The following is a 22303-nucleotide window of genomic DNA, read 5'->3' as shown; positions in this document are numbered from 1 at the left end:
TTGAAATTGCAAAAGCAACGGAGCTACCGGTAATCGGAGCATTCCCGAACCGTGTATTGTTCCGTTGCTAATGGGTCGAGCCCTTAAGCCCTCAATTTTCCACTTTGCACTTAGCTCAACGCAACCCAATTTGTCTCAACCTTTGCATATCACCGCTCGAAAACAGCGGATCGGCGTGCCGTACATATCAGACCAGATGGCATCGTCCGGCTCTACCACATTCAGCTTATCTTCAATGGTTAATCCGGTGACAGCCATGATTGTCTCCAGCAGATCAGGCCGCATCTCGGGTACATCGAAGGTAGCGATTAACTGTCCGTTAGGTTTCAGCACCCGAGCGAATTCCCGAAACGCCCGCAGCATCGTGCCTGTATCCAGATGCTCCAGTACAGAGATACAGAACACCCGATCAAACTTACCCGACTCGTACGGAAGCTGTGCCAGATTAGCCTGTGCACGGTGCAATCGGACGAGAGTTGATTCCGGCAGATCCTGGGCGGCTTGCTCGCCAAAATCAGAAACGATATCCAGTCTTATCGCCTCTTCAGACAAAATACGTTCATCCCAGTCACAAGCGTGAACCTCGCGGCAGTGTTCTGCAAGCCAGAATTTGAATGGATGGGAGATGCCGCAGGCTGCATCAAGGACCACATCATCTGGACGTGCAAATCGCCGGGCCCATTCATATTCGTAAGGACGGCTCCACCATGCCGGATGCAGCGGGAAGACCAATGTGTCCGTTTTAGGGTCACTTTGCCGAATGTATCTTGATTCCATGAATTCCGTTGCCTTGGGCGTATCCATCATCCCCGAATTCCCTCCTTTAATCCTGTCTCTGCCAAAAAAGATTCCAACACCGTGCTCCACCGGCTCCGCCACCTGGCAAGATCATACGACAGTGCAGTCTCTCGCGCATAGATTCCCAGTCGTTCTCGCTCGGCCCGATCCTGTACAAGACGCACCAGTGCAGCGGTTAGTTCCTGCTCACCAGGAGGTACCAATAGCCCGTTAAAACCATCCTGAATCAGATCATTCAATCCGCCAACATTGGAGGCAATCACCGGAAGTCCACAGCTCATTGCTTCCAGACAGGCATAGGAGGTGCCTTCCGAGAACACGGTTGGAATTACGGCGATATCTGCCTGATGGTAGGCCTCCCGAATATCCCGGAAATCATACGTGCGCTGGTTAATTCGCTCCGCATGTGGATGAGTACGGTGCCAGTAACGAAAGACTCTCCCGACTGTGCTGCCTTCGACCAGTTCCCCGGCAAATTCAACCTCCAGATCCGGAAAGGCTCCAAGTAGTTTATCTGCCGCCAGCATCATTGGAATAATACCCCGTTCCATGCTGATGCGGCGTGGATAGATAATGCGAATTGGGCGGGGAGAGGTCATCCGGGCATCCACCGTTTTCTTTTCAACCTGTCCCTGAATCGGACCATTAATCTGATACTCAGCATCTGCTTCTACTTGAATCTCCGTAGCCCAATCCTTTGAATTCCGGTGGTTACGAGCAACCGTATACGATTCGCCATCTGCCTCGACTTCTTCCAGTTTCGATAACTGTAAATGGAGTTCTACCGTTCCTTTCCCCTCTCGTTCTTGACCGCTATCTGTATCCCCACCTCCATCTCTGTTAGCCTTACCACTGCTAGCTCCAGCACCACTTGTTACAGCCTTGCCTTCTACAGCTTGCACCCCTGATATAACTGCTCCAACATTTTCTTCATGACTCGCCAGATCATTCTTCCATGCGACAAGCCATTCGTCTTCCTGTTCTTGCTCGAAGGTTCGCGTTGGTGGGGCAGGTGTGAAATAGGACGTATCCACTGCATTGGGAATCAGGACAACCTGCCTTGGATCGGTATAGGTGCACGCAGACCGGCAAAAGGTCTGGAAATGTGAATCCACAGACACGATGCGCACAAGTCCATCCAGAGCCAGCTGAATGTGTTCTGCTACTTGTTGTTTTGTCTCCAGTGGCAGTCCGGGACGATCCCAGTTAATGCCGTGACAGATGCCAAGACTGCCGGGTTTGTAGGTGATGGGTTGCCACAGACAGCTGGCATAGATCACTGGGCCGCGCGCTGCGGCTGCCATCCGGTCAAAGGCTTCCGGTACATTATCCATGTCGTACGAATAACCAAATACGTCAATCTGCTCCGTCCGAGTCTGGAATTCTTCAAAATAAGAGAGCTGATGAACCTCGGGAATATGCCCGAGTCCTCGGATGACACTGCACAGATCCAGAATATATCGCTCCAGTCCACCACCAAATACACGACTGAATTCCCGGTTGTACCCGTCGGTGAAACTATGCGTCAGAATACTCACCACGCCCATCTCACGGTCCCTCCTTCCAGGGAATCAGCCGAGGTTCCGGATCAAGGATCGACTCGTAATGTGCAAGATTGCCCCACTCACCGCCAGGATCAATGCGCTTGTAACGCAAATATTTACGAACCCGGTCCTCCAGACTGCCTGCCCAGCCAAGATGCTGAACCTTCAGTTCCGTACTGACCCCAGGCAATACAGTGCAGGACAAGGGAAGACGGGGAACGTGATGATTCTGTTGTGGATAAAAATAAGGATATCCAGGCATATATCGTACAAGTGAAGCGGTATGCCGTTTGTGCAGAGACCAGAGATCATCTTCCCGGTAGTGGGTCCGGCCACCCCACATGTCGTAGAATCGAAATGCAAACCAGTCCGCATACTCCTGATTAATCAGAGTGCGTATGGCTTTCTTGGCCTCTGAGCTGTACAGCTCATCCGCATCAACCGAGAGCAACCAGTCGGGACGTGTTCCCGCAGCCGCTTGCCATAAGGTGTTTCGAAGGCGCCATTCCTCGGCGAACAGTGGTTTCTCCAATACCTCCAGACGGACCACCTTTGGATAGGCTTTGCATATGTCCGGTGTTCCGTCTGTGCTGGCATCGTCCACAATCACGATCTCATCCACGAACCCACTCAGATCATGCAATACTTCTTCAAGGTATCGGCCGCGTTCATTGCGAACCTGGAGCATGGCGGTCAGCTTGTTGCCTTTGCTTTTGCGAACCCGACGAATGGAGAAGGGCTCTTTGAATACACTTGTTTCCTCTTGTGTTATAGCTGCACTCTGTTCTTCCTGACCTTGTGTGTCGCCCCAGTGATGCACTTGGCTTCGGATGTCCTGCGTTGGTTGTGCATGATCCGGGGTGTGATCTCCATTTTCCAATGCGTCTGTATATGTTTGATCGGCTGTTTCGGTTGGCGTGTAAGTGGTTTCGGTTCGGATATTCCTGTGCACCATTGGCCCATTCAACTGTTGTCTACGCTTCTTTGGGTCCAGCATCATGGCACCTCCCCAAGCAATTGCTGTACAGCATGATCCAACAGCTCCAGCTCGACAATCCGGGCCAGCGCATCTTCATCCTCCAGTGCCGTTTCGAGAAAATGTCGGACTGCCCCGTGCCGTTCCCCTCGCAGTGCCAGCGCACTGCCGGATAATTGCTGATAATCCCGGCGACTGGCATCATCCTGAATATCGACTGCATGCACCAGAGCCAGTGCCTCTTCCACACGTCCAGTCTCCTGGTAGATGCGGAATTTCCAATGTCTCGCCGTTTCTCCGCCAAGTTCGTCCAGGATACGCAGGGCATTTCCGTAATCATCGTTCATACGCAGTAGTTCCGCTCGTACAAGTTGATCTTCTCCCGCCTCCAGCCAGCGACATAACTGTTCATAATGATGCCGTTCCTGTTCATCGGATGCGCTAATTCCGTACACTCGCAGGGCGTCCTCCAACTCTCCAGCCCGGGCATGAATGGCAGACAGGAATCGATAATGGGAGATCACACAATCACTGCGACCATTCATGACCGCATGGGTGAAGGCCTCTTGCAACGAATGGACGGCCCGCGGATCTTCAAGCAAGTACTCATAGGCTGCCAGCAAAAAGGATATCGTCTCATGTGGGCCTGCTTTGGCACGAAGCTGGCGGTAGAAGTCGGCACGTACACTGCATTGAAGCAGGGTGACGCTATCCGGAGTGCCTGACAAGACCTGCCGCAGCGCATGCAGGAAGAACAGTTCGTAGTCCCGGAGAGGGACTTCGAGATCATCCTTTTGCATCGTACCCGCAGGTGCAGGGTCTTCGCCGCCCAGCCAGATAACACGTACGCCTTGGAATAACAGCTTCATATAACGTGTTTCGGAGGATGTGCCTACCAGATCGGCGATGCCGACCAGTTTGGAAATACTGCTCTCCCATAGCGGAGATTCTGCTTCGTTTCCAGCAGGCTCAGGGAGCAGGGCAATACATAGCTCAGGCTCCAGCGAAGCCGTAGCTATTAGCCAGTAGGGATGGGCGACCACGGCTACGGTGCGAGGTTCCAGCAATAGCTGCTCTGCCTCAGGGAGGGAGATGGCGGTAATGACCGGAGGTACATCTTCTGTTTGCGTCAGGCTGCTGACATAGTAGACCTCTCCCTCGATCGACAGCAGTGCAGCAATATCGGGATAGGGAAAGGATGACCAGCCTCCTTTGCGAGGGAAGAGAACATACCGGATAGGGGGCTGTGTTGTACTGGCCTTATCCAGGCTGGCTTCGGTGTCTTCACCTGGCAGTGGTGCAGGTTTTTCCATGAATAGTTCACCTCACCTTGACTGTAATATGGAGCGTCATTCGCTCTGCATGTGCTTCATGCTTTCACTTCATATGTAAAGCCCTCACGGTACTTCGCATGATATGCCTGAGACTAACATATGGGCATTCCGTCCCAAACATGAGTATCTTCCATGAATAGATGCAGTTGGCAAGCTGTGATAATAGGCTGAATTTTATCTTTTGTGTGACCAGGATCACTTTTTTTTGCTCTAGAGAGGAAGATTGTGATAATTCTCACATGTATAAAATAGGTAATCTGGCACAATACGTTCATCAACGTATTTGGCGGACAGACAGCGAAGGTGCAGCTTCAATGCCAAATACGCATACTGCGAAGTGAACAGAAAGAAGGGGTAACGGTATGGATCCGATTATGTTATCGCGTATCCAATATGCACTTACAACGATTTTCCATTTCTTTTTTGTCCCGCTATCCATCGGTCTTGTACTGTTGGTTGCGATCATGGAGACGTTGTACGTTGTTAAGGGTAAGGAAATCTACAAAACGATGGCCAAGTTCTGGGGCAAGCTGTTCCTGATTAACTTTGCCGTCGGGGTAGTCACAGGTATTTTGCAAGAGTTCCAGTTCGGTATGAACTGGTCCGAGTACTCCCGATTTGTCGGGGACGTGTTCGGTGCGCCACTGGCTATTGAAGCGCTACTGGCGTTTTTTATGGAGTCTACATTTATTGGATTGTGGATATTCGGATGGGATCGTTTGTCCAAAAAAGTGCATCTGGCCTGCATCTGGCTGGTGTTTGTTGGCACATTCCTGTCTGCGCTGTGGATTCTGGCAGCCAATTCATTTATGCAACATCCGGTCGGGTTTGAGATTAACAACGGCCGAGCCGAGATGAATGATTTCTTTGCACTCATCACGAATGGTCAGTTGCTCGTCGAGTTCCCACATACGATTTTTGGGGCATTGATGACAGGGGCCTTCGTCGTAACCGGGATCAGTGCCTACAAATTGATGAAAAAGCAGGATGTGGAGATCTTCCGCAAATCGTTTAATATCGCGATCATTATCGCTCTTGTTTCCTCGTTTGGTGTAGCTTTCTCCGGACACTTCCAGGCTCAATATCTCGTGGAGACACAGCCGATGAAGATGGCAGCCAGTGAAGGAACATGGACAACGACAGAAGATCCGGCACCATGGACGGTGGTCGCTTTTATCGATCCGGATAAACAGGAGAGTACGGGTGAGATCAAAATCCCTGGATTGCTCAGTTACCTGTCCTACAGCAAGTTCTCTGGTAGTGTCAAAGGCATGAAGGAGCTTCAAGCTGAGTATGAACAGACGTATGGACCGGGGGATTATATCCCGCCAGTACGGACAACGTTCTGGAGTTTCCGTATCATGATTGCAGCGGGTGGTTTGATGATTGCACTGGCGCTATACGGTACGTTCCTAGCCATGCGTAAGAAGCTGGAGGTCGCTGGGAAGTGGTTTATGCGTCTGATGGTATTTGCTATATCCTTGCCGTTTATCGCCAATACATCAGGTTGGATTATGACCGAGGTTGGAAGACAGCCATGGACGGTATTTGGTTATATGACCACCGAAGCCGGAGTCTCACCGAATGTATCCGCAGGAATGATCCTGTTCTCGACCATTGCGTTCACAGCTGCGTATACGGTTCTCGGTATCGTGATGGTATACCTGTTCGTACGTGAGATCAAGGCAGGGCCGTTTGCGGTCGAGAAGCCAGAAGATCACGATGAATCGGCCGATCCGTTCGGCGTGGATGGAGGTTATTCCGTTGTCACTAAGTGAGTTGTGGTTTTTGCTGATTGCCGTATTGTTTGTTGGTTTCTTCTTTTTGGAAGGTTTTGATTTTGGTGTGGGGATGTCTACAGGTATTATCGCCAAAACGGACCGCGAACGTCGGACTCTGATCAACTCGATCGGTCCGTTCTGGGATGGTAATGAAGTATGGCTGATTACGGCAGGGGGCGCGATGTTTGCTGCCTTCCCGCACTGGTATGCCACATTGTTCAGTGGTTTTTACCTGCCACTTGTAGTGGTGTTACTCGCCTTGATTGGTCGCGGAGTTGCTTTCGAATTCCGCAGTAAAATGAAACAGCAGCGCTGGCGCAAAACGTGGGACATCATCATTGTTGTCTCCAGCGCGCTCTTGCCTTTCCTGTTCGGCGTGGTCTTTGCCACATTGATGAAAGGTCTGCCCATTGATGGGGAGATGCAGTTGCGTGCAGGATTCCTCGATATTGTTAATCCGTACACCGTGATTGGTGGCTTAAGCGTAACCCTGTTATGTCTGGTTCATGGATTGCTGTTTGCATCACTACGAACAGTAGGTGATCTCAGAGAGCGTGCCTTGAAGACAGCGCAAAAATTAATGCTGCCGCTGGCCGCACTGCTCGCTGTTTACGCGTTAATGACGTATTTCATGACCGATGTGTTCGCCGTACGCGGCTGGGCTCTTTGGATTATGGTTGTACTCGGCGCAGTTTCGCTTGCACTTGCGGCATACTTTGTTCGTCAGAAGCGGGAAGGCTGGGCTTTTGGGATGACTGGGGCAGTGATTGCAATTGCTTTTGCCTCGGTCTTTATCGGACTTTTCCCAAGAGTGATGGTGAGTTCCTTTGGAGCGGCATATGACCTGACTGTATACAATGCCGCATCGGGCGCTTATTCATTGAAAGTAATGACAATTGTTGCCTGCACACTGCTGCCGTTTGTTCTCGGTTATCAGATCTGGAGTTATTATATCTTCCGCAAACGTCTGAACGAGCAGCACCACCTGGAGTACTGATATGGGACGGGGGCTGATGAAGCTGCCGGGCATCCGGCCTGTACTGGCGCTGGCATCAGCGCTGGTACTGTTGCAGGCGATGACGATCATTATGCAAGCCAAATGGCTGGCACAGGCCATCACGGCATTGTTTGAAGGTTCATCCGTAACGGAGCAGTACCCAGTACTGCTGCTGTTCCTGGCTGCTTTTGCCGCCCGCTACGCCTTATCCTTCTGGTTACAACTCGTGACCTCACGATATGCGGAGAGGACAGGGACTGATCTGCGCAGACAGATGGTGGAGCAGTGGTTCAGGCTCGGGCCGCGTTATGCCAAGACGGAAGGCACAGGCCATCTGGTTACCCTGGCACGTGAGGGAACAGCTCAATACAAGACGTATCTCGAACTATTCATTCCTCGCATGCTGGGCATAGGATTCACACCCATCGTCATTTTGCTGTATGTGTTCAAGCTGGATCTGATGTCCGGGGTTATTCTGATGCTGACACTCCCAATCCTGATCGTATTCATGATTCTGATTGGCCTCGCAGCTCAGCGTAAGATAGACGGACAATTCAGATCTTACAAAGCACTCGCTAACCATTTTGTTGATACCTTGCGTGGACTAGAAACGCTAAAAACATTGGGACAGAGCAAAACACATGAAGGGTCCATTTTGCGGGTCAGTCAGCGGTATCGGAAAGCAACGATGTCTACGCTGCGCATGGCTTTTCTTTCTTCGTTTGCACTCGATTTCTTTACGATGTTGTCCGTTGCTTCCGTAGCAGTTGGTCTGGGATTACGTCTGACAGAAGGGCATATGCTACTTGGCCCTGCGCTGACGGTACTGATCTTGGCACCCGAATATTTCCTGCCTGTACGTATGCTCGGCGCTGATTATCATGCCACATTGGACGGTAAGGAAGCTGGAGCGGCTATCAACCAAGTGATTGAACGGGGGAAAGCTGCTGAACAGAAACAAAAAGAAGCCTATGCAAATGTTGTTGCGCATGCGGACATGGCAGAGGATGGGACGGGATATGCATCATTGTCTTTGGGTAAAAGGAAAGCCGCTACTTCGACCATACGTGTCGTGTTGAATGATAAAATGGCTGCGGGGCATCTTGCTCCTGATTCTGCTTCTGTTTCTACTACTCCTGAGCTTGTTTCTTCCTCTTCCTCAGTGTTCTCTTGGAATGAGAGTAGCAGACTAGCACTAACGGATGTACAGGTACGACACGATGATGAAGGTCCTTATTCGCTAAAGGATGTCACATTTCAGATCACGGGTCTTGGCAAAATCGGTATTATTGGTGCCAGCGGAGCAGGCAAGTCCACGTTGATTGACGTATTGGCTGGATTTCAGCTTCCTACTTCAGGCCAAGTATTAGCCAACGGACAGCCTGTGACACAGGATATGCTTGAATCCTGGCGAAGACAGACGGCAGCTATCCCGCAGCATCCGTATATCTTCAGCGGAAGTCTGGCGGATAACGTTCGTTTCTACATGCCGGAGGCTTCGGATGCGGAAGTGGCCAAGGCCATTAGCGCTGCTGGATTAACCAAACTACTGTCTTCATTATCCGGTGGGCTGCATGAGCCAATTGGGGCTGGGGGCAGACAGCTCAGTGGCGGGCAGGAGCAACGCGTGGCGCTGGCAAGGGCCTTGCTTAGTAAACGAAACATCCTGCTGCTTGATGAACCGACAGCTCATCTGGATGTAGAGACAGAGTATGAACTGAAACAGACAATGCTGCCGCTGTTTGATGGCAAACTTGTATTTTTAGCTACCCATCGTCTGCACTGGATGCCACATATGGATCGAATTATTGTCATGGATGGCGGCACAGTGGCAGAGACGGGAACACATCAGGAATTGCTGGCAAGACAAGGTGTATATTATCAGATGATTCAGGCCCAGATGGAGGCGATATAAAATGAAGTCCGGATATGAGCATATGGAGACCGTCCGTAACGAAAAAGAAAAAAATAGCTGGATTGCTCCGTATGTGGCACAGTACCGATGGAGATTCATCGCAGTTATTGCGCTAGGCACTTGTGCTGCACTGTGTGCGGTGCTGTTGCTGTTTACCTCCGGATTTCTGATCTCCAAGTCTGCGCTGCGTCCTGAAAATATTTTGATGGTGTATGTACCTATTGTTGGTGTACGTGCATTTGGGATATTCCGTGCTGTCTTTCGATATATCGAGCGATTGGCAGGACATGATGCCGTACTGCGTGTGTTGGCCGATCAACGGGTGAAATTATATCGCATTCTGGAGCCACAGGCTCTGTTCCTGCGCTCGCGTATGCAGACCGGAGATGTGCTTGGAGCACTCGCTGATGATGTGGAGCGGCTGCAGGATATTTATCTGCGTACAGTCTTCCCCGCCGTTACCGCGCTTGTGATGTACGGTGGGGCTGTGATTGCCTTTGGCAGTGTTGATCTGGGATTTGCGGTGTGGATGGGCTTGTATATGTTATTTCTCGTTGCCGTGTTACCTGCGATCTCCCTGAAAGTGACGTGGAAATGGCGTGTGCGGCTGAAAAAGGAAAACAGCAGGTTGTATACCCGTCTGACCGACGGTGTACTTGGACTGGGAGATTGGCTTGCAAGTGGACGAGTGGCCGAATTTGTTCAGCAGCAGGAAGAAGCGGAGGAACAGGTCGACGCGATTCGTCGCAAGTTGCGGCGCTGGACACGCTGGCGTGATCTGATGGCTCAGTCTGTCATTGGCCTGCTGGTGGTATCGGTTACGTTATGGGCCGGAAATGCCGCTTCTATCGGGCAATTGCCTGCCGTGATGATTGCTGCTTTTGTATTGGTATTATTTCCGCTCACGGAATCAATTCTGCCTGTAGGGGATGCGGTGGAGCATCTTCCCCAGTATCGAGAATCGCTGGATCGCTTGAAACAGCTCGAAGGGAAAGGGTATCTTCCGTTGCAGAATGGAGTTGGTGATGCGGATGGAACGGGCGAATCGATCTCTGTAGTAAAAAACGGCAACGTGATGGCTGGACAGACATCGGAGTCCTTGCCAGCTGCGAATGTTATCCCAGACAGACGAATTCGTCTTCGCATTCCACCCAAACTCAGAGCAGACATCGAGATTAATCGCGTAAGTTATCGTTATGCAGCGGATGATTCCTACGCCGTACAGGACGTATCCCTTCATCTGCCACAAGGCAAACGATTAGCTATTCTTGGAAGAAGCGGCGGCGGCAAATCAACCTTGTTGAAGCTGATTCAGGGGGCATTACTTCCGTCTGCGGGGAAAGTTCTGATCAATAATATGCCTGTGCAGACCCTGGGTGAGAGTGTCACTGATGTCATCGCGGTGCTGAATCAGAGTCCGCACTTGTTCGATACCACTGTAGCGAATAATTTGCGGATCGGACGTCCGAAAGCAACGGATGAGGAGATTCGTCAGGTAGCCGCGCAAGTAGGTTTATCTAGTCTGATCGAATCTTTGCCGCAAGGATATGATACGCCGATGTTGGAGACGGGTCTGCGTTTCTCCGGTGGGGAAAGGCAACGGATTGCTCTGGCCAGAGTACTGCTCCGGGAGACGCCCGTTATTATATTGGATGAACCAACCGTTGGGCTTGATCCAGTGACGGAACGCGAGTTGATGCGCACCATTCTGGACAGCTTGCAAGGCAAAACGATGATCTGGGTCACCCATCACCTGATTGGTGCGGAGCAGATGGACGAACTTATTTTTATGGAAAGTGGACAGATTGCCATGCAGGGTTCTCACGAACAATTGCTGGCTGGGGAAGAGCGATACTGCCGTCTTATTGAACTTGATCGGCCGGGGTGGTCTGACTTGCAGACAGTAAAGGGCAAGCTGCCTACTGCCGCTTCCAGATAGCAGGGACTTTCTCGGCAAATGGAAGCGAATAGTGTGTCTCAGGTTCATTAAAAACAAAATAATACGAACAAGGGATGTCCCCCTGTCATATTCATGACTTATGGGACATCCCCTTTTTGCTTCTTGGTGTGGACTATATAAATTGAACTAAAGAATATTTACACTTGCCACTCCGATGACAGAACAACCTTCTGATCGCTGTTATCCCCAGATTTTTTATATTCGGCTTTAAAAAGGAGAAAATCTGGTGATAAAGGCGAACGCTCCGCTTCTTCAGGTTATTTCTGTCCTCTACGTTCTCGTGTAAATGTTTAGTTCATTTTATATAGTATGAAAAATTCGCTATGCCCAGGATGTGAATTGATCTGCAGCAGCCAGTCCCAAGGACTTAACGCTCAGATTTCCTGTGCCAGCAGCATGGCTGTGCCACAGGATTGACGCACAACCAGTTCCGGCTCTACTTTAATGCAACGATTATCCATTTGTTTGTTCATCAGATCAAACAGAATCATGGCAGCAAGGCGTCCAATTTTGTCCGTATCCTGCTTGACGGTTGTTAGCGGTGGATCGGTATAACGGCAGGCTTCGATGTCGTCACAACCTGCCACAGCTATATCTTCTGGAATGCGTAACCCCACTTCCTTAAAGGCGCGAATAGCTCCAAAGGCAAGTAGATCTGTGGCTGCAAACACGGCACGTGGCAGAGTCTTGCAGGCAAGCATTTTCTTGGCCGCTTCGTATCCATCCGCTGCGGCATAATCTTTGCTGTATACAACCCACTCGGGCTTTTCATCAAGACTAAACTGATTTAGTGAACGTTTGAAAGCCATCTCTCTCTGTTGCATCACAAGAGAGGCGCGCTCCAGCCCGATAAAACCAACATCTCGATAACCGTTCATATAAAATTGTTCTACAACTTTGGTTGAGATCTTATCGTTATCGGACATGATGTAACAGGAGCTTTGTCCTGTTAGCTCGATATCTATTCCGATACAAGGAATCGGGCTGGCATCCAGGTCGAATATGCTGCTCTCGACCTCATCCCCCGCAATAATAATACAGCCATCCACTTGAAAATACTTGGATCTCGCCAAGTAGTCCTCACCCTGATCCAGAAACTTCTCATTTGAGAAGAAGAGTAGATCGTATCCAAGCAAGCCAATTTGTTTCTTAAACGCATTGATAACCTGTACGAAGAAAGGGTGGCTGAAATCCACGTTCAGCTTCCCTGCAAACACAACGCCAACGAGGCTGGATTTTTTGGTTGCCAGTGTTTTGGCTGAAGAAGATGGACGATAGCCTGTCTCTTCCATAATTTTAAGCACACGCTGGCGCGTTTCCTCGCTAATATCTGGATAGTTATTGATAATCTTGGACACCGTGGCTACAGACACGCCGGCTAAACTCGCTATCGTTTTGATATTCATAAACATCCCTCGGATTCCTAAACTGGTTTCGTAAACTGGGGCTGTATCGGTTTTTTCGCTTTCTTGCAAGTATTCTATGCTACATAGACCGGAGAGTCAACAGCAGAGAGAGGGTTGCACACTTGAAATGATATGCATCTATAGGTTTGAAGTGATCAAGGAGGCTTGTCGCGAAAATAAAGACTAATTTCAGCTCGTAATCTTAATTGTTTTACAGATTTTTAGTCCATTTAAAGGAATACCGGGCTATCTGGGGCTGTATATGAAATTATGTCATGTGCTGTGTTTCGTAACTTTCGTAACTATCGTAAAGGTTACCTTGATTTCAACGTATACAGCAATAAATAAAGCTTTTATCAAGCGGGTTGGAGCATGGAAATCAAAAAAAAAAAATGACTATTTACAAAATAAAGATCTGAAGTCATAATAAGGGTGAAATTAACGAAACTGATTTCGTGGATTTAATTCAAAAATATGGGGGACAACGAAAATGAAGAAAATGACTTTAGCCTTTGTACTTGTATCCGCTTTATTATGTGTGCTCGCCGCTTGTAGTAGCAGCTCTTCGGAATCAGAAGGAACTCAGGCTACAGACAGCAGCAAAAAAGTTACCTTGAAGATCATTCACTGGCAGCAAGAGAATATTAACAACTACATCAAAGAGTTTAATACGAAATTTGAAGCGAAATATCCGGACGTAAAGGTGGAGTATACTACCGTTCCGGCAGACGCGACTTACGATCAGTTGATGCAAACACGGATGAACGCCGGAAGTAATGGGGACGTGGATATCATTCCACTCAAATCAAGCTTTGTAGGCGCTCCGCAGGAATGGTCCAGTGGTGCTGCTGATCCGATGTGGAAGCAATGGATCGATGCCGGGTTAATCAGTGATCTGTCTGATCAATCTTTTATCAAAAACTACAATGAAGCGGATGTACAGAACGCAATGACGTATAACGATAAGGTGTACGGTGTAAACATGGGCAAGGTGGCATTCACAGGACTGTTCTACAATAAGGAACTCTTCGCAAAATATAATCTGGAAATCCCTACAACCTGGGATGAATTGCAACATGTTATCAAAGTGTTCAAAGACAATGGTGTCGAAGCGCTGGGACTGGCGGGTAAAGATGTATGGCCAATAGGTCTTGCGGTGCAAGGGCTTCAGGCCTCTATTCATGAAGATCAGCTTGCTTATATCAAAGGTCTATGGACTGGTGAAACCAAGCTGACTGATCCGGTTCAACTTGAAGTCTTGCAGAAATCTCAGGATCTGATGAACAATGCAATGCCTGGTTTCATGGGTATTGACTACGGAACATTGCCCAGTTTGTTCGCTACAGGCAAGGTGGCTATGATTGCTGACGGCACTTGGGATGCAACAACAATTCAAACGGCCAACCCTGATCTGAAGTTTGGATATTTCCCAATTCCAGGTAGCAATGATGCAGCCAAGAACAAAAATCTGGCGGGTAAATACGATATGACCTGGATGGTGGTGGATAACTCACCGAACAAGGATTACGCAATGAAATGGCTTGATATGTTATCGGAGAAAGAGAACTACACGGAATTTGTGAATGCAGCCGGCTTCCTGCCTACACAGCCTGATGTGGAGATGACAAGTGAGTTTATCCAAGGCATTCAGCCTTACCTGGAGGACTTTAAACTTTCTTGGGATCAGTTGTTCATTAACCGTCAGAATGTAGGACAGTACATTTCTGAGGCCAGCGTTCACGCAGAGATGCTCAAGCCAGCCGGACCGATTGCAACACCGGAAGAGCTTGCAGGTAAATCCCAAGCGGACTGGGATGCTGCTGCTCCAAAGTAATTCATAATCATTCATATTCATGGCACAAGTTGGCCGCATGCGCCGGAATAGCGCTCGGGTCTGAGCCTTCAGGCCAGACAAGGCTGTTATTCCGGTTTTCTTATGTCTTAGTTTTACCCCATGAAAGGTGTGAGGACGATGTATCCGTTTGGGAAAGGTAAGGCAAGACTTATTCCTTATCTGTATTTGAGCATTCCGTTGTTACTTTATGTCGTGTTTGGCTTCGGTCCATCACTTGTGACGATACTGTTTTCGTTTACAGATGCTACTGGTGTTCGGGGCCAGGAATGGAGTTTTATCGGCTTTGAAAACTATAAAACATTTTTTGGTGCATCCAATGCTGGAGACCGAATGGATGCTATTGGGCGATCCTTATACTTTGCGTTTGCTGTTGTGATCATACAAAATGCAGTGGGTTTGTTTATAGCGATTTTGATCAATAAAAAGCTTAGAGGCGATAAATTATATCGCGCGGTATTCTTTTTGCCAGTGGTGCTGGGGGTTACTGTGTCTGGACTCATTTGGCAACTCGTTGCAAATCCGCTGGGCGGACCAGCCCAGTCCTTTCTGAATTTCTTGGGTACCAGTTCCAACTTTTTTGGCGATTATAATATCGCCTTTGAACTGATTATTTTTGTTCAGATCTGGATGTACATGGGTTACTCCATGACGATTTTTCTTGCAGGTCTGCAGTCCATTCCGAGCGATCTGTATGAGGCGGGTTACATGGATGGTGCTTCGGGATGGAAAGCATTTACGAACATTACATTCCCCATGATTGCTCCTGCATTCACCGTTAACATGCTCTTGTCTATCATAGGGGCATTGCAAACCTTTGATATTATCTATGTACTTACAGGCGGCAAGTTCAATACAACGACGCTTGCGTTTGATGTTTATGCTACGGCATTTGGCACAGGAACGGCTGATTACGGTTTGGCTTCTGCTGTGGCGATGATTCAGTTTCTCTTTGTATTTACCATATCGATGGTCGCTTTATTTTACCTTCGCAGAAGAGAGGTGGAAGCGTAATGAAACAGAGCCAAACGTCCAGAATGGTCAGCTACGTTATCGTTCTGCTCATGCTTGCGTTGTACGTTTTCCCTCTATTCTATCTGTTCAATGTATCCATGAAGACACAGACAGAGTATCTGCTCGATCCTGTAGCTCTTACTGAAGGGATCCGGCTTGAGAACTTTTCCGAAGCATGGAACAAAGGGAACTTCTCTCAGTATATGTGGAACAGTGTGCTCTATACAGGGATGTCCACCCTGCTGACGTTGATTTTATCTATATTTGCTGCATTCCCGCTCGCACGCAGATATGTTAAATTCAGCACACTCATTTATATTTTCTTTCTGATTTCCATGTACCTTCCCAACCCGCTCATTCCGCAGTTTTCCCTGATCAATAATCTGGGTCTTTACAATACCCAAATCGGGTACATCTTATTGAAGACGACAGGTACGGGCATTGCCTTTCTCATGTTTGTGGGTTATATCAAATCAATATCGCGTGAACTGGATGAGGCCTCTGCCATGGACGGGTGCGGGTATACAAGGTATCTGTTCACTATCCTTGTTCCGTTAATGAAACCAATCCTGGCAACAGGTATTATTCTTACCGCGATTGGTGTATGGAACGATATTATCGGGCCGACCATTTATTTATCTGATCCGAATTATCAGCCGGTAACCAAAGGACTCTTTACATTTTATGGACAGTACATGAACAACTGGCCGCTGCTCGCGTGTGGCATTCTGATTGTTACCTTGCCACTGGTTGTCCTGTATGTTGCTTTGCAACGTTTCATTGTTGGAGGTGCTATGGCAGGGGCTGTTAAATCGTAAGTTAGAATCACTCCGCTTTAACTGAAACGAAAAAAAGGCAAGCGATCCAAAAAAACATCATAAGAAAGCCACCCTCAACGCAATGAAGGTGGCTTCTATTATTTTCATCGTTATTTTGGTTTTATAACTCCACTAACATCAGAATAATGGAGGATAGACACAGACATGTGCTGACTAGATACAGTACACCCACCACCTGATTTTGATTCAATCCGGCACGCAGCAACCGATAATGAGCTTGACTTGCATCGGCCTGATAGATCGCTTTACCTTGAATGAAACGTTTGATAACGACAAAGATGTTGTCGAAGATCGGTACACCCAGCGCCAGAATCGGAATGAAGATGGACAACATGGTTGCTTGTTTGAATGCACCATCCAGAGCGATAACCGCCAGAATGAAGCCAAGGAACGTAGCGCCTGCATCACCCATGAACACTTTGGCAGGAGCTTTGTTGTACTTCAGATAACCAATCGTTACACCGACCAGAATGATCGACATGAGTGCGGAATCACTTTGACCTTTGGCGAGCGCCACGATGAACAGGGTAATTGCCGAGATGGCCGATAACCCGCCAGCCAGTCCGTCCATGCCGTCCGAGAAGTTGATGACTGTTGTCACCCCGAAGATCCACAGGATCGTGAGAATGAATTGCAGCCAGATCGGAAGCATGACATATTCCGCGTTGAAGGGATTCACAAATCCGGTGAACGCAATGCCAGAAGCAAATACGAGTACTGCCGCAGAGACTTGTACGAGCATTTTGGGTAGGGCAGGAAAATCTTTGCCTTTTGTTTTGTACCAGTCGTCGACGGTACCAATCGTTAGCAGAAGCATACCACCAGCGACCAGAGCCGCTGTTTCCCATGTGATTTCTTTGGTCAGAGCAATGTATGTCAGGAAAAATCCAGTAAATATCGCGTAACTCGCCGTGAGCGGGATAGGTTGCCTGTGTAGCTTACGCTCCACATCTTCCCGAGGCTTGTCCACAAAATCGAGCCGGTGAGCCAATCGACCAAGCGGTGGAATAAGCAGAACCACGACAGCAAAAGACACTATAAAAGCCAGTATGTATACCATAAACTCGCTTGTTTCACTCCCATCTACCAATTTCCCCTTATTATACGAGTTAAACAGGAAATCTGTCGATGTCATTATTGTAACCAGACGTACGCAAAGGTGAGCAAAAGTTCAGGTTTTATTATATTTGAGGAAGATAGGAGCCGAAATAATGTTTTACGGCTTCTGTATGATATCCATCATCACCTTGCCAGGTTGCTGCAAAGACAAAATCGCTGGAACCACCTTTGCCTTTTCTCGGTTTATCTCCAGGAGCCAGTATTCCGGCTGCAGCCCAGATTTCTAGCAGGGCATCTCGCTCCTGTTTGCTGGAAGGGAAGAGATCCTTCCACTTCTTCTCAAGTGAGCGAGCACTGTCTTTGGGGTCTTCCGTCTGAGCTGCTTCAAGAAGGTTGATCAGGATAACTTGGTCTTCAGGAGTTACTTCATAGTTCGTAGCGTTGTCCTGAAGCAGTAATTCCAGATCCATCAGGCAATAGATAAGCCAGCCATGACGAACGCCGCCCCACTTGATCCGTTCAAAGTTCAGGACGTTTAAGTCGATGTTGGAATAATCCTTGTCTGACTGCAAACGCAGGAAGTTACAATCTCCACAGGCACTGGTGTTAGGGTGAAGGGCAGGGCGTTCCGCATAGGTGTGTAAAGGCATGTTCGATGTTAAAGCCCAGCTGGATAATGCGCTGCGCAGATAGACTTTTTTGGTGGACAGACTATGTAAAAATGCCGAAATCACCCGTTCCTTGAACGAGTCATCCTGATGCATGTCGTATAGACGCTGGACGATCTCGTCATGCGTGATCGTGAGTGGATCGAACATAACGCCTTTGCTTTTGGCATATTCAAATTCATCTCCAGAGAAGGGTAGAGAGGTTGTTTTCCAGCCTCCACCTCCCCAGAACGTGCTCAGCAGTATCTTTGCTGCCTTTTTGTCCATTAGTTAGCCTCCTTTATGGGAATTGCAATTATGATCATTGTGATGCTTTGATCTATAAGATTGAACTAAAGAGTTTTTATCCTTGCCACTTCGATGACAGAACAACCTTCCGATCGCTGTTATCCCCCGAATTTTCGATTCACTTTTGAAAGGTGAAATTCTGGTGATAGCGTATGCTTACGATGCAGCTTTCTTGCAGAAAGCTTTTAGGCGAAGCTTATGCTTTCGAAGTAGCTTTCTTGCAGAAAGCTTTTAGCTCCGCTTCTTCAGGTTATTTCTGCCCTCTACGTTCTTGTCTAAAGGGTCAGTTCAATTTATCTGGGGCCTGTGTTACGTATTCCTCGGTTGTATTCAGAATCATCTCAACGAGGCCTGGAAAACGTGTGTTTAGTTCGTCCTTTCGTAGGGAGTAGAAGTGCTGTTTACCTTCAATGCGTGGCTGGATTACGCCAGCTTCACGTAAAATTTTGATGTGATGGGACAACGTGGATTTGGAAATATGGTCTACTTCAAAGGCGGAACAGTTTTTCTCGCCAGAGCTGGCCAGACAGTGTGCAATTTTCATGCGGATCGGATCGCCCAATGCATTGCAGACCGTGGTCAGCTTCAATTCCGAAGCCATAGGTATCGTTGGAGTTCTCATATCTATGACGTTAGCATATTCGGCTTTCTCTTTCAATGTTTGAAAAATTTCGAACTATCTCTTGCAGGCAGTATAAGAAGTATGATACATTTCTTTTCAATAGTTCGAAAATATTCGAACTGAAAGATTGGAAAACTGCTTTTTATTTTAGGAGGAATATAAATGAGTACTATGAGTACCACTACACTGTTGAACAACTATTTCCGTTTATTTGATGCTTCACGCACAGACGCGCGCGCCATGCAGGACTTATTGTCCCTGTTTACACCGGATGCAGAGATTGTGCTTAACGGCACCAGCAGATCAGGGTTTGATGGTTTTATGAAAGCTTTCTACGAATACAATAAGGATGTAAAACATATGTGGGACGGGTGGGTGCAACAGCCTGACGGCAGCTACCAAACCAACTGGGCGGTATGCGGACAAGCGGCAGACGGAACGGTATATGCCAAAGCAGGCATCGATATCGCACGTGTAAATGATGCGGGACAGATTGTGTATCTGGAGAATGTACAGGCCGACCAGAATGCGTTCAGCAAGTATAATCAGTAATTAAAATCTAGGATTTCAGTTCTATAGTTGTTAGAAATCTGAATCAATAAAAGATAGGAAACCCTAACTCCACCGCTTTTTCATGCTGTGGGGTTTTGTTATACCCAACATGCTCAATCATTCTTTTTAGGGTAGGATTAGAATAAAGGGATGAACGTTATAATTCTTATTTGTTGGAATAAAGAGGAGTGAACTACATGAACGAAGTTGGGAACCGAAACGTTATAGAACCTTTAGAGGTCATACCCATGGTCGGTATTGGACCATTTAAGTTGGGAATGAGTAAATCAGAGGTAGAAGAGATCATTGAGTGCATCACCCCCGAGATTAGTCAGCTCTACAACCAAATGGAGTATGATTCGGAACATAAACTCTATTTCATTGAAGTAACTAATCCACACGATTATCCACCTGATGAATCTGATGTTGTCCTTACATATGATAATATTGATGTTTTTCGAACAAAGGCTGATGATCTCGTTAAGCTAATAGATAGTAAGACACCATATACTCGAGACATCGATGCGGAGTTGGGATTTTCTTTTATTTTCAAAGACATCCAATTGGCTTTGTGGAGACCTAGCGTGATGACCGAAGAAATGATGAATTCAGTTGAGTTTCTGACCGAGTTTACGCCAGAGAATCAGGAACTGGAAAAGAGATTTTTCTATTTTAGGACGGTTGCTGTGGCGGCCCCTGGATACTTTAATAGAATATAAAGGGAAGCTCCAAGTATGATGAGAGATAAATTTGATCCAATCTAAATAGAGTTTATATAGTCTGTGCATGAAAAAAAAGCCCATTCCCATATGGACATAACCATGGCGGGGTGGGTCTCTTTAACTTACGGCATCTCGTATTAATTCTAACGAACCAGACGCACGCTATTGGAAGGTATTTGGCAAAAGTAATTTTCTAACGAACCACAGACACGTTAATAGGCTAAATTTTCAGTTCTTGTGCAGGTTTTTGCCCATGAAAGCCGATATAAGGTGGCTCAGGTTCGTTAGATTTTGAAAACATGCTAAAAGCTTCAAATAAGACGTCTACGATTCGTTAGCGTATTCCATGTTCAACGTTTTGACCCTCCGACGTGTAACATCTCACGCCTTCCCTACCCTTGCATCGTCTTATTCTGAAAAGCAGCAATATCCGCATACTCTTCTTCGAATTTGCGGGAGATGCGGATGAAGATCGGCAGCAGTTCACGGTACACGCGGACACTGTCCGGGTCTGGTTGGTGCCGATGCGTTGATCCGATCATGCCGGAGACGGCGCTCAGGGAATCGATGCGGCCAAGGGCGTACAAGCCCAGTACGGCTGCGCCGAGACAGGAGCTTTCGATACTTTCGGGGATGATGACATCCTGATCGAAAATATCGGCCATCATCTGGCGCCACAACTCAGAGCGGGCGAAGCCGCCTGTCGCCTGAATTTTTTTCGGACGGCCAATCTTTTCTTCGATTGCCAGCATGACCGTGTACAGGTTAAACAACACACCTTCGAGCGCAGCGCGAATCATATGTTCTTTCTTATGATGCAGCGTCAGGCCGAAGAACGAACCGCGTGCATTGGGATTCCAGAGCGGGGCCCGCTCACCTGTCATGTACGGATGGAACAAAAGGCCTTCCGAACCCGGAGGTACGTTTTCTGCGACACGAGTGAGCACTTCATATGAATCAATGCCAAGTCGCTTGGCCGTTTCCACCTCGGAAGCCGCAAACTCGTCCCGAATCCAACGGAAAATAACACCACCATTGTTCACCGGTCCGCCAATGACCCAGGCATCCTCCGTGAGCGCATAACAGAAGAAACGTCCTTTGGGATCGGTCACCGGTTTATCTACGACTGTACGAATCGCTCCACTGGTACCAATGGTCACGGCCACGACGCCCGGATCAATGGCGTTAACACCCAGGTTGGAGAGCACGCCATCACTGGCCCCGATGACAAATGGTGTGGTGACCGCAATGCCCATCTCCTTGGCGTATTCCGGGTGCAATCCATGTTTCAGCACATGTGTGGTTGGGACCAATCGGGACAAGTGTTCCGGCGTAATGCCCGCCACATGCAGCGCTTCTGCATCCCAGTCGAGTTTCTCCAGATTCATGAGTCCGGTGGCGGAGGCCATCGAGTGGTCGATGACGTATTCAGAAAATAATTTATAGAAGACATATTCTTTCATGGATATGAATTTGTGCGTCTGTTGGAACAGTTCCGGTTGATCCCGGGTGAGCCACATGATCTTGGTGAGAGGGGACATCGGATGAATCGGCGTACCTGTTCTCAGATAGATTTCGTGACCATTCATCTCCGATTTGAGTACTTCGGTCCACTCGGCACTGCGATTATCTGCCCAAGTCATGGCCCGCATCAGCGGTTTGCCGTGTTGATCGACAGGCAGAATGCTGTGCATGGCCGAACTGAACGATACAAACAGGATGTCCTCTGGCTTCACTCCCGCTTTGGAAGTGGCCTGTTTAACGGACTCGATGACTGCTTTGAAAATATCTTCCGCATCCTGCTCCGCAATCGCAGGTGTGGGGGTGTGCAGCGGATAATCGGCACTGCCTTGAGCCACAATGGTTCCGTTCTGTTCGAACAAGACGGCCTTGGTGGAGGTCGTGCCGATATCTACGCCGATCATATAGGGTGAAGAAGCCATTTTGTCATCCCTCTTTCTTGAATATATAAGTGA

Annotated in this window: 18 protein-coding genes; 9 read left to right on the top strand and 9 right to left on the bottom strand. The window is 48.2% G+C overall.

From position 1 onward, the window contains the following. Positions 1–135 precede the first annotated feature (135 nt). Genes BS614_RS01305 through BS614_RS01285 form a run of 4 tightly spaced genes read right to left on the bottom strand, consistent with a single transcriptional unit; the run spans position 136 to position 4631 of the window. Positions 136–807, bottom strand: a complete 672-nt coding sequence (locus BS614_RS01305) for a class I SAM-dependent methyltransferase (RefSeq protein WP_074092674.1) — start codon at positions 805–807, stop codon at positions 136–138. After that, the gene (locus BS614_RS32035; RefSeq protein ID WP_244898247.1) at positions 804–2345 is read right to left on the bottom strand and encodes a glycosyltransferase family 4 protein; all 1542 of its coding nucleotides are present in this window, start codon (positions 2343–2345) and stop codon (positions 804–806) included. Before BS614_RS32035 ends, BS614_RS01305 begins: the two co-directional genes overlap by 4 nt. A 1-nt stretch (position 2346) precedes the next feature. Beyond that, complete coding sequence (locus tag BS614_RS01290) at positions 2347–3342, bottom strand: glycosyltransferase (protein WP_244898246.1); 996 nt, start codon at positions 3340–3342, stop codon at positions 2347–2349. Then, positions 3339–4631 carry a tetratricopeptide repeat protein gene (locus tag BS614_RS01285; RefSeq protein ID WP_074092673.1) on the bottom strand — a complete coding sequence of 431 codons (1293 nt, stop codon included), beginning with the start codon at positions 4629–4631 and terminating at the stop codon, positions 3339–3341. Before BS614_RS01285 ends, BS614_RS01290 begins: the two co-directional genes overlap by 4 nt. Before the next feature lie 383 nt (positions 4632–5014). Between BS614_RS01285 and BS614_RS01280 the strand changes: the two genes are divergently transcribed. The 4 genes from BS614_RS01280 to cydC are packed head-to-tail and all read left to right on the top strand — an operon-like array spanning position 5015 to position 11284. Then, positions 5015–6430: a cytochrome ubiquinol oxidase subunit I gene (locus tag BS614_RS01280; RefSeq protein WP_047840834.1), complete on the top strand. Its 1416-nt coding sequence runs from the start codon at positions 5015–5017 to the stop codon at positions 6428–6430. After that, complete coding sequence (gene cydB, locus BS614_RS01275; protein ID WP_244898245.1) at positions 6375–7430, top strand: cytochrome d ubiquinol oxidase subunit II; 1056 nt, start codon at positions 6375–6377, stop codon at positions 7428–7430. The genes BS614_RS01280 and cydB overlap by 56 nt, the downstream gene beginning before the upstream one ends. 1 nt (position 7431) lies before the next feature. Then, the gene (cydD, locus tag BS614_RS01270) at positions 7432–9345 is read left to right on the top strand and encodes a thiol reductant ABC exporter subunit CydD (RefSeq protein ID WP_074092671.1); all 1914 of its coding nucleotides are present in this window, start codon (positions 7432–7434) and stop codon (positions 9343–9345) included. Position 9346: 1 nt separating this feature from the next. Then, positions 9347–11284 (top strand): thiol reductant ABC exporter subunit CydC, encoded by a 1938-nt coding sequence (cydC, locus tag BS614_RS01265; RefSeq protein ID WP_084174353.1) that lies wholly within the window; start codon positions 9347–9349, stop codon positions 11282–11284. A gap of 395 nt (positions 11285–11679) precedes the next feature. Here cydC and BS614_RS01260 read toward each other — a convergent pair whose 3' ends face one another. Then, positions 11680–12711, bottom strand: a complete 1032-nt coding sequence (locus tag BS614_RS01260) for a LacI family DNA-binding transcriptional regulator (RefSeq protein ID WP_036667984.1) — start codon at positions 12709–12711, stop codon at positions 11680–11682. A gap of 490 nt (positions 12712–13201) precedes the next feature. Here BS614_RS01260 and BS614_RS01255 point away from each other — a divergent pair, with 490 nt between their 5' ends. The 3 genes from BS614_RS01255 to BS614_RS01245 all read left to right on the top strand — a co-directional run bounded on the left by BS614_RS01255 (position 13202) and on the right by BS614_RS01245 (position 16395). Beyond that, positions 13202–14545, top strand: a complete 1344-nt coding sequence (locus BS614_RS01255) for an ABC transporter substrate-binding protein (RefSeq protein ID WP_074092670.1) — start codon at positions 13202–13204, stop codon at positions 14543–14545. Between the two features lie 138 nt (positions 14546–14683). Further along, complete coding sequence (locus BS614_RS01250) at positions 14684–15577, top strand: carbohydrate ABC transporter permease (RefSeq protein WP_036613007.1); 894 nt, start codon at positions 14684–14686, stop codon at positions 15575–15577. Further along, entirely contained in the window at positions 15577–16395 is an 819-nt protein-coding gene (locus BS614_RS01245; RefSeq protein WP_074092669.1) for a carbohydrate ABC transporter permease, read from the top strand. Before BS614_RS01250 ends, BS614_RS01245 begins: the two co-directional genes overlap by 1 nt. A 121-nt stretch (positions 16396–16516) precedes the next feature. On the opposite strand, the gene BS614_RS01240 is transcribed toward BS614_RS01245, so the two are convergent. The 3 genes from BS614_RS01240 to BS614_RS01230 form a co-directional block, all read right to left on the bottom strand. Continuing rightward, positions 16517–17476, bottom strand: a complete 960-nt coding sequence (locus BS614_RS01240) for an MraY family glycosyltransferase (RefSeq protein WP_036613004.1) — start codon at positions 17474–17476, stop codon at positions 16517–16519. Between the two features lie 121 nt (positions 17477–17597). Next, positions 17598–18410, bottom strand: coding sequence for a hypothetical protein (locus tag BS614_RS01235; protein ID WP_074092668.1), 813 nt, complete (start codon positions 18408–18410; stop codon positions 17598–17600). 304 nt (positions 18411–18714) lie between these two features. Beyond that, complete coding sequence (locus BS614_RS01230) at positions 18715–19053, bottom strand: ArsR/SmtB family transcription factor (RefSeq protein WP_074096630.1); 339 nt, start codon at positions 19051–19053, stop codon at positions 18715–18717. A gap of 162 nt (positions 19054–19215) precedes the next feature. Here BS614_RS01230 and BS614_RS01225 point away from each other — a divergent pair, with 162 nt between their 5' ends. Next, entirely contained in the window at positions 19216–19605 is a 390-nt protein-coding gene (locus BS614_RS01225) for a nuclear transport factor 2 family protein (protein ID WP_084174352.1), read from the top strand. Between the two features lie 197 nt (positions 19606–19802). Continuing rightward, the gene (locus tag BS614_RS01220) at positions 19803–20324 is read left to right on the top strand and encodes a hypothetical protein (RefSeq protein WP_084174351.1); all 522 of its coding nucleotides are present in this window, start codon (positions 19803–19805) and stop codon (positions 20322–20324) included. Between the two features lie 395 nt (positions 20325–20719). Here the strand turns inward: BS614_RS01220 and gntK are convergent, their stop codons facing one another. Continuing rightward, positions 20720–22270, bottom strand: coding sequence for a gluconokinase (gene gntK, locus BS614_RS01215; RefSeq protein ID WP_074092667.1), 1551 nt, complete (start codon positions 22268–22270; stop codon positions 20720–20722). Positions 22271–22303: the final 33 nt, after the last annotated feature.

The sequence above is a fragment of the Paenibacillus xylanexedens genome, from assembly GCF_001908275.1.
Taxonomy (GTDB): domain Bacteria; phylum Bacillota; class Bacilli; order Paenibacillales; family Paenibacillaceae; genus Paenibacillus; species Paenibacillus xylanexedens_A.
Note: the sequence above shows the minus strand (reverse complement) of the source record. Positions and strands in the feature narration are given on the sequence as shown.

Coding starts and splice junctions, on each gene's coding strand:
- BS614_RS01305 (WP_074092674.1), bottom strand. CDS start 807: ATGATGGATACGCCCAAGGCAACGGAATTCATGGAATCAAGATACATT.
- BS614_RS32035 (WP_244898247.1), bottom strand. CDS start 2,345: ATGGGCGTGGTGAGTATTCTGACGCATAGTTTCACCGACGGGTACAAC.
- BS614_RS01290 (WP_244898246.1), bottom strand. CDS start 3,342: ATGATGCTGGACCCAAAGAAGCGTAGACAACAGTTGAATGGGCCAATG.
- BS614_RS01285 (WP_074092673.1), bottom strand. CDS start 4,631: ATGGAAAAACCTGCACCACTGCCAGGTGAAGACACCGAAGCCAGCCTG.
- BS614_RS01280 (WP_047840834.1), top strand. CDS start 5,015: ATGGATCCGATTATGTTATCGCGTATCCAATATGCACTTACAACGATT.
- cydB (WP_244898245.1), top strand. CDS start 6,375: ATGAATCGGCCGATCCGTTCGGCGTGGATGGAGGTTATTCCGTTGTCA.
- cydD (WP_074092671.1), top strand. CDS start 7,432: ATGGGACGGGGGCTGATGAAGCTGCCGGGCATCCGGCCTGTACTGGCG.
- cydC (WP_084174353.1), top strand. CDS start 9,347: ATGAAGTCCGGATATGAGCATATGGAGACCGTCCGTAACGAAAAAGAA.
- BS614_RS01260 (WP_036667984.1), bottom strand. CDS start 12,711: ATGAATATCAAAACGATAGCGAGTTTAGCCGGCGTGTCTGTAGCCACG.
- BS614_RS01255 (WP_074092670.1), top strand. CDS start 13,202: ATGAAGAAAATGACTTTAGCCTTTGTACTTGTATCCGCTTTATTATGT.
- BS614_RS01250 (WP_036613007.1), top strand. CDS start 14,684: ATGTATCCGTTTGGGAAAGGTAAGGCAAGACTTATTCCTTATCTGTAT.
- BS614_RS01245 (WP_074092669.1), top strand. CDS start 15,577: ATGAAACAGAGCCAAACGTCCAGAATGGTCAGCTACGTTATCGTTCTG.
- BS614_RS01240 (WP_036613004.1), bottom strand. CDS start 17,476: ATGGTATACATACTGGCTTTTATAGTGTCTTTTGCTGTCGTGGTTCTG.
- BS614_RS01235 (WP_074092668.1), bottom strand. CDS start 18,410: ATGGACAAAAAGGCAGCAAAGATACTGCTGAGCACGTTCTGGGGAGGT.
- BS614_RS01230 (WP_074096630.1), bottom strand. CDS start 19,053: ATGAGAACTCCAACGATACCTATGGCTTCGGAATTGAAGCTGACCACG.
- BS614_RS01225 (WP_084174352.1), top strand. CDS start 19,216: ATGAGTACTATGAGTACCACTACACTGTTGAACAACTATTTCCGTTTA.
- BS614_RS01220 (WP_084174351.1), top strand. CDS start 19,803: ATGAACGAAGTTGGGAACCGAAACGTTATAGAACCTTTAGAGGTCATA.
- gntK (WP_074092667.1), bottom strand. CDS start 22,270: ATGGCTTCTTCACCCTATATGATCGGCGTAGATATCGGCACGACCTCC.